At 67.5% G+C, this 11,136-nt stretch carries 11 protein-coding genes; 8 read left to right on the top strand and 3 right to left on the bottom strand.

Going from position 1 to position 11,136, the window contains the following annotated elements:
* The 4 genes from AC3A3W_RS11670 to AC3A3W_RS11655 all read left to right on the top strand — a co-directional run.
* Nucleotides 1-399, top strand: a 399-nt coding sequence (locus AC3A3W_RS11670; RefSeq protein WP_487442934.1) for a 3-oxoacyl-[acyl-carrier-protein] synthase III C-terminal domain-containing protein, incomplete at its 5' end; no start/stop codon positions are given.
* 12 nt (nucleotides 400-411) lie between these two features.
* Nucleotides 412-1,107, top strand: coding sequence for a class I SAM-dependent methyltransferase (locus tag AC3A3W_RS11665; RefSeq protein ID WP_487442938.1), 696 nt, complete (start codon nucleotides 412-414; stop codon nucleotides 1,105-1,107).
* A complete protein-coding gene (locus tag AC3A3W_RS11660; protein WP_487442932.1) occupies nucleotides 1,100-2,242 on the top strand; it encodes an FAD-dependent oxidoreductase in 1,143 nt (380 codons plus the stop codon). Before AC3A3W_RS11665 ends, AC3A3W_RS11660 begins: the two co-directional genes overlap by 8 nt.
* Nucleotides 2,243-2,251: 9 nt before the next feature.
* Nucleotides 2,252-2,917: a peptide deformylase gene (locus AC3A3W_RS11655; protein WP_487442930.1), complete on the top strand. Its 666-nt coding sequence runs from the start codon at nucleotides 2,252-2,254 to the stop codon at nucleotides 2,915-2,917.
* On the opposite strand, the gene AC3A3W_RS11650 is transcribed toward AC3A3W_RS11655, so the two are convergent.
* Nucleotides 2,914-5,004: a S9 family peptidase gene (locus AC3A3W_RS11650; RefSeq protein ID WP_487442928.1), complete on the bottom strand. Its 2,091-nt coding sequence runs from the start codon at nucleotides 5,002-5,004 to the stop codon at nucleotides 2,914-2,916. The two genes, AC3A3W_RS11655 and AC3A3W_RS11650, sit on opposite strands and share 4 nt — an antisense overlap.
* A 34-nt stretch (nucleotides 5,005-5,038) precedes the next feature.
* On the opposite strand from AC3A3W_RS11650, the gene AC3A3W_RS11645 reads away from it, so the two are divergent.
* The 4 genes from AC3A3W_RS11645 to AC3A3W_RS11630 all read left to right on the top strand — a co-directional run bounded on the left by AC3A3W_RS11645 (nucleotide 5,039) and on the right by AC3A3W_RS11630 (nucleotide 8,149).
* On the top strand, nucleotides 5,039-5,923 hold the full coding sequence (locus tag AC3A3W_RS11645) for a putative RNA methyltransferase (RefSeq protein WP_487442926.1): 885 nt from the start codon (nucleotides 5,039-5,041) through the stop codon (nucleotides 5,921-5,923).
* A gap of 121 nt (nucleotides 5,924-6,044) precedes the next feature.
* Nucleotides 6,045-6,506 carry an NfeD family protein gene (locus AC3A3W_RS11640; RefSeq protein WP_205653302.1) on the top strand — a complete coding sequence of 154 codons (462 nt, stop codon included), beginning with the start codon at nucleotides 6,045-6,047 and terminating at the stop codon, nucleotides 6,504-6,506.
* 105 nt (nucleotides 6,507-6,611) lie between these two features.
* Nucleotides 6,612-7,565 carry an SPFH domain-containing protein gene (locus tag AC3A3W_RS11635; RefSeq protein ID WP_205653301.1) on the top strand — a complete coding sequence of 318 codons (954 nt, stop codon included), beginning with the start codon at nucleotides 6,612-6,614 and terminating at the stop codon, nucleotides 7,563-7,565.
* A 236-nt stretch (nucleotides 7,566-7,801) separates the two neighbouring features.
* Nucleotides 7,802-8,149 (top strand): RNA polymerase-binding protein RbpA, encoded by a 348-nt coding sequence (locus AC3A3W_RS11630; protein ID WP_003802221.1) that lies wholly within the window; start codon nucleotides 7,802-7,804, stop codon nucleotides 8,147-8,149.
* A gap of 70 nt (nucleotides 8,150-8,219) precedes the next feature.
* Here the strand turns inward: AC3A3W_RS11630 and AC3A3W_RS11625 are convergent, their stop codons facing one another.
* Together AC3A3W_RS11625 and AC3A3W_RS11620 are read right to left on the bottom strand one after the other, a co-directional pair.
* Nucleotides 8,220-8,966, bottom strand: coding sequence for a polyprenol monophosphomannose synthase (locus tag AC3A3W_RS11625; protein ID WP_487442924.1), 747 nt, complete (start codon nucleotides 8,964-8,966; stop codon nucleotides 8,220-8,222).
* Between the two features lie 504 nt (nucleotides 8,967-9,470).
* On the bottom strand, nucleotides 9,471-11,084 hold the full coding sequence (locus AC3A3W_RS11620; RefSeq protein WP_487442936.1) for an amidohydrolase: 1,614 nt from the start codon (nucleotides 11,082-11,084) through the stop codon (nucleotides 9,471-9,473).
* Between the last annotated feature and the right edge of the window lie 52 nt (nucleotides 11,085-11,136).

Genomic DNA, 11,136 nt, shown 5'->3' with positions numbered 1-11,136 from the left:
ATCATCGACGACCACATCGTCGGCGCCCTGGAACCCCTCCTGGCCCGGGACAGTTCACTCACGGGCCTCCCCTACCGGGACATCACCCACTGGGCCATCCACCCCGGCGGCCGCAGCATCCTGGACAAGGTGCAGTCGCGGCTGGGCCTCACTGACGAGCAGCTGGTCCCTGCCCGCGAAACCCTCCGCAACTACGGCAACATGAGCAGCGCCACGGTGCTCTTCGTACTCAGGCACATCCTCGATCTTCCGCCGCAGGACCGGGATGAACGCATCTGCTCCATGGCATTCGGGCCCGGACTGACGGTGGAAACCGGGCTGTTCACGAGGATCGGTCAGCCGCTGGAAGTGCCGGCGGACGGCCGGCTCGCGGACGAGGCCGAATCGTCCCTGGCCTGACCCGCCGTGGGCATGCTCGGCGCGCGGGACGCCAACGCTGTTGAGGAGATGGACCGGCCCGACTGCGATCCGGAACGTTTGGACCGCACCTACCGGCAGTTCGCTTTGGTCAACCGTGTCATTTCAGGCTGGCATGGCCTCTACCGCACCAGGCTCAGGCCGCTGCTGTCCCCTGGTGTCCCGTCTACGCTGCTGGACATTGGCTGCGGCGGCGGGGACCTGGCGCTGATGCTCGCGGGCTGGGCGGCCCGGGACGGCTTCCGGCTCGACATCACGGGCATCGACCCCGATCCCCGCGCATACCGTTTCGCCGAGCACAGAAAGCCGCAGCAGGGGGTGCGGTTCCGGCAGGCCACGAGCGCAGAGCTGGTCGCGGAGGGCCAGGCGTTCGATCTCGTGATTTCAAACCACGTGCTGCACCACCTGTCCGATGCGGAACTGCAGGGGCTGCTCAACGATTCCGTGAAGCTGGCCCGGCGCCTGGCCGTCCACAACGACCTCCGCCGCAACGCCCTCGCCTACGCGCTCTTTGGCGCCGGCGCGCTGCCGATGACCGGCTCCTACATCCGCGGCGACGGCCTGACCTCCATCAGGCGCAGCTACACGGTTGCGGAACTTGCCGCCGTCGCTCCAGCGGGATGGCGGGCCGAGCGCCACTCCCCCTTCCACTGCGTGCTCACCTACAGCCCGGACACCGGCCGTGAGTGACGTCCTGATCGTTGGCGGCGGTCCCGTCGGGCTGTTCCTCGGCGCGCTGCTGCTCCAGGAGGGCGTGGCCGTCCGGATCCTCGAGAAGCGCTCCGGCCGGAATGCGCACACCAGGGCGATCGGCATCCATCCCCCGGCCCTTGCCGCGCTGGACCGCATCGGGGCCGCCGCACCCCTGGTGGCCCGCGGGATCCGCATCCGCCGCGGCGTGGCCGTCTGGGCCGGCCGGGAAATTGCGCACATGCCGTTCACGCCGGTGTCGGACCGCTTTCCGTTCGTCCTGGCCGTACCCCAGCCGGTGACGGAAGTAGTCCTCGAGGCCCGGGTGCTGGAGTTGGACCCGGACGCCCTGCTTCGCGGGGCCGAGGTGACGGACATGCACGACGACGGCGCCCGGGTCACGGTCGACGCCACCGTCGCGGGTACCCGGCACACGATGTCCGCTGCGATTGCCATCGGCGCTGACGGCGCCAATTCGTCGGTGCGGCGGCTGCTGGGACTGCCGGCAGCAGAAAAACGCTACCCGGAGCACTATCTGATGGGTGATTTTCCTGACTCCAGCCCGTACGGCGAGGACGCCGCCCTGTTCCTCGAAGCCGGCGGGATCGTTGAGTCCTTTCCCCTGCCCGGAGGCGTGCGCCGCTGGGTAGTCAGGCTGTCCGGCCCACCGCCACATCCGGACGCGCACCTGCTGGCCGGTCTCGTGAGGGAGAGGACGGGCATCGCCGTGGATCCCGGCGCCAACAGCATGCTGAGCAGCTTCGGCGTCCGCTCCCGCCTGGTCAGCCGCATGGTCGAGGGAAGAACTGCCCTCATCGGAGACGCCGCACACGAAATCAGCCCCATCGGCGGGCAGGGCATGAACCTTGGCTGGCTGGACGGGGAATCGCTGCTGCCCATCATCATGGCCAGCCTGCGGGGCCGGCCCTGCGGGACGGATCTTCGCCGGTTCGATGCCTCCCGCCGGCGGGCGGCCGCCGGAGCGAAGCGCCAGGCCGAAATTAATATGGCGCTGGGGAGGCCGCTCTCCGGCGGTCGGCTGCGGACGCGGAACACGGCAATCGCGCGGATTGCGGCGGTTCCGGCGCTCAATGCCCTGGTGGCCAGGCGGTTCACCATGCAGTGGCCCCGTTAGGCTGGCTTCATGAGCCCAGCATCTCCGCCCACGTCCTACACTCCTGCCCGCATCCGGGAGGCCGTGCAGGAATTACTGGCGATGGACACGCTGCCGCCCATAGTCCAGGCCGGCCACCCTGTCCTGAGGCAGCGTTCCGCTCCCTTCGAGGGACAGCTGAACGCGACGGAGCTCTCCGACCTGATCGGCCTGATGCGGAAGGTCATGCACGAGGCCCCCGGAGTCGGCCTCGCAGCGCCCCAGCTGGGGATTCCGCTGCAGCTTGCCGTCCTCGAGGACCAGTTTGAAATCGACAAGGATGCCGCCGCCGTCCGGAACCGCACGCCCCTCGAATTCTTCGCCATACTCAATCCCTCGTACTCCCCGCTGCCAAGCGGGACGGCCGCCTACTTCGAAGGCTGCCTGTCCCTCTCCGGGCTGCAGGCTGTGGTGGAGCGCCCGGAAAGCGTCCGGCTGGAGTGTCTGACCCCGGCGGGAGAGCCCGTGGTCCGGGACTTTAATGGCTGGCAGGCAAGGATCGTCCAGCACGAAACGGACCACCTGCACGGAACGCTGTACATCGACAGGGCCGAGCTGCGGTCCCTCACCACCAACAGCGAATACGCGCAGCGCTGGGCTGAGCCTGGAATCGACCGGGCACGCCGGGAGCTGGGGTTCCTGACGGAACCCCGCTAGTTTCCGCCCTCCGGATGCTGCCCGCCGCGGTCAGAGGCGGTCGGCAGGTGCCGTGCCCACCACGCCAGGATGTGCTCGAACCGCTGGCGGCGGTGGTGCGGCGTTCCTGACCTGGACAGTTCGTGGTCCTCGCCGGGGAAAACCAGGAAGGCGGAGTCAACGCCCTGCTGCTTGAGCGCGGTGAAGTACCGCTGGCCCTGCTCCACCGGGCACCGCAGGTCATCCTCACTGTGGATCACCAGCGTGGGCGTCCTGACCTGCGTGATGGTGGCCATGGGGCTTTGAGCCGCCACCTGCTCGGGCAAAGTGCCGGTATATTCGCCGCCGAAGAACCAGCCGATATCGGACGAGCCGGTGAAGCTGACCGGATCGAGGAAACCGCGCTCGACGATGGCGGCCCGGAAACGGTGGTCCTGGCTGATGGTCCAGGCCGTGAGGTATCCGCCGTAGGAGCCGCCCATGATTCCCAGCGCGCCGGCGTCGAGCGCAGAGAACTTCCCGAGTGCGCCTTCGAGGAAGGCGAGCACGTCCTGCATGTCCACGGTGCCCATCCGCTCCTTGATGGCCCTTCCGTGCGCCTGGCCGTAGCCTGCCGAGCCGCGGGGATTGCACATCACCACCGCGTAGCCGGCCTCCGCATAGACCTGCGCCTCGTCAAAGAGCGCCACCGTGTACTGGGAGAACGGACCGCCGTGGATGTTGAGCAGCACGGGGTGCGGCCCCTTCCCCGGCGGCACCAGCACCCATCCGTGGACCTCGTGGCCGTCGGAGGACGGGACAACCAGCGCCTGGGGCTCGATGATCCCGGCTTCCGTCCGGAGGGCCGCCGAGAAATCCGTCAGAAGCCGCAACTGGCCCTGGTTGAGGCAGGCTACATCGCCGGCGGTGGCGGCGTCCGCGAAGCTGATGAACAACGAATCTTCGGCTGCTCCGGCTCCGGTGACCACCCGGTCTCCGTGTACCAGGAGGGCGTGGCTGCCTGTGGCGCTGAATTCGAGCAGTTCCACGGTCCCCTGGGCGTTGTTCAGCACCAGGGCCGCGTCCTTTCCGCGCAGCGCGATGAGGCCGCCGGGCGCATCGACGTCCATGTTCTCGGCATCGCTGAGCGCCCGCGCCTCTCCGCCCGCGGCAGGCATGACGTGCAGAACTGTGTTCTTCGCGACGAAATCCAAGCCGGAAACGCCCAGGTCCTGGGCGGTGAAGAACAGCCATTTCCCGTCCCGCGACTCGCGGGCTCCGAGGACGGTCTGCGGACCCGCGTTGGTCGCCTGGACCGGCACGGGCTCACCGCCGCCGACGGCAACCCGGTAGACGCCGGCGGCCAGATCCTCGTCGCTCCTATCATGGAGCGCGGCCACGAAGTACACCCACCTGCCGTCGCTGCTAAAGGACTCACCGGTGTGATCTGTTGCCGCCGAGGTGAGCTGCCTCGCCTCAGGCATGCCCTTCTCCGCGGAGCGGGGCACGGCGTCGTGCCCGGCGTCAGGGCCAGTGCGCCTGTCCTGACTGTCCTGGCTGTCCTTCAGTGCGCGTCCTGCGGGTTGGACCCGGGGCTCGTCGCCCAGGTCCGGGACGTCCAGGACAAACAGCTGGAGCGGCTGGTCCTGCAGGTAGCCCACACCGTTCATCCGGTACTTGAAGCTGGTGATCAGGCGCGCGTCCTCACTGCCGGCGCCCACGCCGTCGACGGTGCCGTACCGGCCGTCGTCGGGCTGGCGTGAGCCAAACACGAGCCGCTGCGAATCGGGTGACCAGGCGAAGGACGATACCCCCAGTGGCTGGTCGGTCAGGACCAGGGGCTCCCCGCCGGCAGCCTCCACCACACACAGCTGCGGCTTGCCGCCAGGGGCGGACCGGAGGAAGGCGAGGACCCGGCCGTCGGGAGAAAACGCCGGAGCCGTGTCCCGGAATCCGCGTGTCACCCGCCGCGGAGGCCTTTCCGGGTCCTGCGGAACGTTCCACAATTGCCCCACGTAGGCATCGCCGTCAAAATCGGGGCGGGTCACCGAAACGACGGCGCGCGAACCGTCCGGGTGGACGGCAGGGGCGGAGACGGACCTGAGCAGCGGCAGGTGTTCTGGCTTCACCCACGTGAGCCTAGCAAGCCCTAGGATTGTCAGCATGCCTTTCCGCCTGCCGCCCCTGCTTTGTCCGGTATGCCGGGAAGCCCTTGCACCCGTCCCTGCGTCCGCCGGGGCAACCCGCAGCAGCGCCCTGTCCTGCCGCCATGGCCACAGCTTCGACGCCGCCAAGCAGGGTTACTTCAACCTGCTGGTCGGTAAAGGGACAGCATTTGAGCCGGATACCGCCGAGATGGTGGCCGCACGCACGGCATTTCTCGACGCCGGCCACTACCGCCCTCTGGCAGCGGCAGTCGCCGCCGCGGCCGAACCGGCGCTGCAGGGTCCGGAGCCGGCTGTGCTCGATTCCGGCACCGGCACCGGCCACTACCTCCGCGCAATACTTGACCTTCCCGGGCACGACGCCGGGATTGCCGCCGTCGGACTGGACATCTCAAAGTTCGCCCTGCGCCGGGCAGCGCGGCTCAACCCCCAGGCCGTGAACCTGGTCGGCGATGTGTGGCAGCCGCTCCCGTTGGCGGATGCCGCCGTCGACGTCGTCACCGTGGTCTTCGCGCCCCGCAATGCCAGCGAGTTCGGCCGCGTGCTCCGGCCTTCGGGCCGGCTGGTGGTGGTGACACCCCGGCAGGGCCACCTCAGTGAGGTTGCCAGCCAGGCCGGAATGCTCGGGATAGAGCCAGCCAAGGACGATCGGCTGGCTGGCTCGCTGTCGGCCCACTTCGATCTGCTGTCCGCCGAGGACCTGGACCTTGACCTTGAGCTGTCCCCCGCCGACGTGGCCAACTTGGCACTTATGGGTCCTGCCGGCCACCACACTGACCGTGCCGCGCTGACCGAGAGGCTGGCGGACTTTCCGGCCGTGACCCGCGTCGGTGCCAGGTTCCGGATCAGCGTCTTCCTCCCCCGCAAGAGCGCCGCCACGTAACGGCTTGGCCACGTTCCGGCCTTGTGCGTCCGTCACCTGCCGAGCGCCGCTCCGCCGGTCTAGGATGGAAGAAAGTCACTGAGGGTCTGCCCCGCAGCCCCCGGGATCAAGGGGGAATTGAATGTTCGAATGGCTTGGCCAAAACTGGTGGGCACTTTGGCTCACGGTCTTCCTCGTGTTTGCCGCCGTGGAAATGCTGACCCTTGATCTCTTTTTCATTATGCTTGGCGGCGGCGCCCTGGCAGCCGTCGTTGCCGATTTCGCCGGCGCCGACCTCTGGCTGCAAATCGTAGTCTTCTGCGTCGTGTCCCTGTTGATGATCGCCTTCGTGCGGCCAGTCACGCTGAAGCACCTGCACAAGGGGCCAGCTGAACAACGCACCAACATTGACCGGCTCATCGGGGAGACCGCACTGGTCATGGAGCCCGTGACCGCCACCGGCGGGCGGGTCAAGATCGGCGGCGACATTTGGAGCGCGCGCTCCGATTCCGGAGTACTGGCGGAGGGCCAGAGGGTGATTGTCGCTGCCATCGAAGGCGCGACGGCCGTTGTGGCGCCTCAGTCGGAATCCGCCGTCCAATAGGGTCCCGACAGTCCAAATTTCTGCTGCCTCCAAACTGGCGGCAGCAGATCCGGCGGCCGAGCCGCCACGTAAAGCTTCACTGAAACTGGGGAATGAAGGAGAAGTATGGATAGTCCAGGAGGACTCGCCCTCACCATCGTAATGCTGGTCCTGATCGTCTTTGTGGTCATAGTGCTGGTCCGTTCAGTGCGGATCGTGCCGCAGGCCCGGGCCGGCGTGGTTGAGCGCCTGGGTAAGTACCAGCGGACCCTCAACCCCGGCCTGACCATCCTGATCCCGTTCGTTGACCGGCTGCTGCCGCTGCTGGACCTTCGTGAGCAGGTGGTCTCATTCCCGCCGCAGCCCGTCATTACCGAGGACAACCTCGTGGTGTCCATCGATACGGTGGTCTACTTCCAGGTCACCGATCCCCGTGCCGCGACGTACGAGATCGCCAACTACATCCAGGCCGTGGAACAGCTGACCACCACCACTCTCCGCAATGTGGTCGGCGGATTGAACCTGGAAGAGGCACTGACATCCCGCGACCAGATCAACGGCCAACTCCGCGGGGTGCTGGATGAGGCCACGGGGCGCTGGGGCATCCGCGTCTCCCGCGTGGAGCTGAAGGCCATCGATCCGCCCCACTCCATCCAGGATTCGATGGAGAAGCAGATGAGGGCGGAACGGGACCGGCGCGCCGCCATCCTCACGGCCGAGGGAACCAAGCAGTCAGCCATTCTGACGGCAGAGGGCCAGCGTCAAGCGGCCATCCTCAAGGCTGAGGGCGACGCCAAGGCCGCCATCCTCCGCGCGGATGGCGAGTCGCAGGCCATCCAAAAGGTGTTTGACGCCATTCACAAGGGCAACCCCGACCAGAAGCTCCTCGCCTACCAGTACCTCCAGACGCTGCCCAAACTCGCTGAAGGCTCGTCCAACAAGCTGTGGATCATCCCGAGCGAGGTGGGCGAGGCGCTGAAGGGAATCGGCAACGCGCTGGGCGGGACCAATCCCGACCCGCGGTCCGGGGACCTGTTCGGCCCGTCGGACGACGCCGGGAAGCAGCCCGCGTCCTCGTAGCCTGACGCAGAGCGAGGCACGCCGTTGGCGTGCCTCCCTCTGCCGCGTTGCCGGCGGAGCAATGAATCCGTATAATGGGATATTTGTCCGGGCTGATCACTCCGCCCGGAACAACAATGCTTGGCAAAGCGTTCCATTTAGTGATGCTACGTAGAGCACACCGTAGTCCGGAGGCAGCTTTTGAAACCTCCGGCTAGCGCGGAGCCCGCTCCGCGAACCGACCAGAGGGAGAAATCATGAGCGATCGCAGCCTGCGGGGCATGCGTCTTGGCGCCCAAAGCATGGAGACCGAGTCCGGTGTGGAGCCGGCTCCGCGTCAGCGGGTTGAGTACCGGTGCGAGGACGGCGAGCAGGTCTTTGTAACCTTCTCCTCCGAAGCCGAAATTCCCCCTGTCTGGGTTTCCAAGACCGGCAAGGAAGCGCTGCTCGTTGATGGCGAACGCCCCGACACCAGCAATGAAAAAGCTGTCCGCACACACTGGGACATGCTGCTGGAACGCCGGTCGCTGCCGGAGCTTGAGCAGATCCTCGAAGACCGCCTCACCATCCTGCGCGAACGTCGTGGCGAGAGGCGCTCAGCCTAGCCAGTCCAACCGTAAAAGGCCGGGGCCGCTGCACATTGCAGCGGCCCCGGCCTTTTGCTTTTGCCGGCTGTTACTCCCGGCCGGATGCCGGCTTCCTGCCGGTCAACTTGTTCCAACGGGCCGTCAGGCCCCACTTCGTCACGTTGAGCATGGCTTCCACCACGATGTTGCCGCTCATCTTGGAGGCTCCCAGCTCGCGCTCCACGAAGGTGATGGGGCGCTCCACAATCGTCAGGCCCAACTTGGCAACGCGCCAGGCAAGGTCCACCTGGAAGCCGTAGCCAACGGACTCGACCTGGTCCAGGTTCAGCTTCTCCAGCGTGGTGCGGCGGAAGGCGCGGTATCCGCCCGTCACGTCCTTGATTTTGACCCCGAGCATGATCCGGGAGTAGGTGCTGCCGATACGGGAAATTGCCTGACGGTACAGCGGCCAGTTCACAACGCTTCCCCCGCGCACCCAGCGGGAGCCCATGGCGAGGTCGGCGCCCTGTTCCACGGCATCCAGCAGCTGGGGCAACTGCTCGGGCTGGTGGGATCCGTCGGCATCCATTTCGACCAGGATGTCGTAGCCCGCCGCGAGTCCCCACTTGAAACCGGCGATGTACGCGGCCCCAAGTCCTTCCTTGCCCTTGCGGTGCAGGACGTGGACCTGGCTGTCTTCGGCGGCGATGCTGTCCGCCAGTTGCCCGGTCCCGTCCGGGCTGTTGTCGTCCACAACGAGGACGTCGGATGCCGGCACTGCCGCACGCAGGCGACCCAGCGTTATGGGGAGCGACTCCAGCTCGTTGTAGGTGGGAATGATGGTGAGGACACGCACAGGGAGGCCTTTCCTGGATGGGAGCGGTCAGCACGCGTGGAGTGTGGCGGGACCGCCCGACTCGTAAAGCGCAACTCTCCATTATAAAGGGCGTTTCACCGCCGGCTTTCCGCAGCCGGCTGCCCGCCGGGACGGCCGCCGGCCATCGCAGCAGAAGTCCGGACACGCCAAGGGCGGGTCCATGCGCCTCGGGCCAGTTCCGGATTACGCGGTGCCGGTAGGGGAACTGTTTTCTGTTGCGCCATGGACCCGCCCACGGAATGCCACCGCCGCACATGACCAGAGCGTTTCCGCGGTCCGATTGCCTCGGGAGTGGCCAGACAGACACCGGTCCAATTGCGTCCGTCCGTTGATCCTCAATGCTACGGACGGCCCATGCCCTGTCAACCGGCATCTGACCTGCCCTTACTTGTATCGTCGCAGGTCAGTGCCCGGTTTCGGAGGGGCTGGCCGCCGCAAATTCGCAGCTGTGCGGTCCTTTGTTGCGGGCTCCTGCACCGGCCGTCAGGAGCCGAATGCCCCGGCCGCAAACAGTTCTTGGCCGTTCCGGACAGTCTGCAGACACCGCGGCTCCGAGCCCGTGTCCAGGGCCGGCAGCAGCGGTGTCCGGGCCCGCGGGTCTGTGCTCCAGGACTGCACCCTGCCGTCGGCGACCTGGACCATGAGCTCATCGACCTCCCAGACCGCAAACGTGGCCGGCGCACCCGGTACCAGCTGGCCCGCCATCGGGTTGGGATGCCTGGCCGCGCGCCAACCGGCACGGGTGTGGCCAAGGAAGGCCGCCCGGGCGGAAATCCGCTGGGCATGGTTGTTGTGCTCCAGGCAGGCCTTGACGGCGGCCCAGGGCCGCAACGGGGTCACCGGGCTGTCGCTGCCGAAGCAGATGGGAACGCCGGCTGAGTAATAGGAGGCGAACGGATTCATGTCCTGGCTTCTGGAGCCCAGCCGCTGTTCATAGAGCCGGCCCGGGCCTCCCCAGACGGCGTCGAAGGCCGGCTGGGCGCTGACGGTCACGGAATACCTGGCGAGCCTGGCAATCGCTTCGGCGTCGGCCATTTCCACGTGTTCAAACCGGTGTCCGGCGGCCCGGATCCGCTGCTCTCCCACCTCGGCGGCCGCCTGGTCCAGGGCGTCCAGGGCGGCGTCAAGGCCGGCATCGCCAATCACGTGGAAGCCGCCCTGGATGCCCAGAAGCGAACAGGCCGCGAGGTGGGCCGCTGCTTCGTCCGTGGAGAGATACGTCGTCCCCCTCTCCCCCGGCGCGTCGGCGTACGGCTCCCGGAGCGAGGCCGTGCGTGAACCGATCGAACCGTCGATATTGAGGTCTCCGGCCAGGCCCCGGACCGGCACACCCAGTTCGGTGAGCAGGGCCTGGGCCTCGGGCTCCGACGCCACCAGCTGCCCCCAATACGGCAGGACCTCGGGCAGTGCCGCGCCGGAGTCACTGTTCCAGCCTGCCGCCAGCTGCAGGTCAAGCACACTTCCAATGTGGGGAGCACCCATTTCCGCCACCGCCGCGTAGCCGTTCGCGGCAGCTTCCTCCAGGGCACGGCGCTGGTACGCCCGGAGCGTGTCTGCCGGAAGGCTGCGGGCCGCCATCCGGGCGGCGGCCAGCGCCGCGCGCTTCACATGTCCGCCGGCGGTGAAGCCGTCCAGCCCTTCGGCCCGGGCCACAGCGGCGAGGGACGGGGAGATGAGCGCGGAGTGGGCGTCGGTTCGGGAAAGGTAAACCTGCCGGCCGCCCGCGGCCCGCTCCAGCTCGCCCGGTTCCGGCAGCGTGGGGTCCGACCACAGGGACTCGTCCCAGCCGTGACCCAGAAGTGGGCCGTTGCCGCCCTCAGCCGCGGCATCCGCGACAGCGTCCAGGAGTTGCCGCGCGGAACGGACGGCACCCAGTTGCAGCGACTCCAGCGCGATCCCGGTCTCCGTCAGATGCACGTGGGAATCAACGAATCCGGGCGCCACGAGCGCCCCGCGAAGGTCCACGATGTCCATGGAACTGTCGGCGATCGACGTCGCTGCCTGTTCCGACCCCACCCACGCGACGGTGCCGCCGTCCACGAGCATGGCCGTGGCGAAGGGATCGGCGGCGGTGTAGACGGAGCCGTTGCGGTACAGCGTGACTCCGGAACTGCCCGGACCAGCCGTGCCGCTGGTGGTTGCTTCGGTC

The sequence above is a fragment of the Arthrobacter sp. Soil_N43 genome, assembly GCF_057655195.1.
This window is presented reverse-complemented; position numbering and strand designations above follow the sequence as displayed.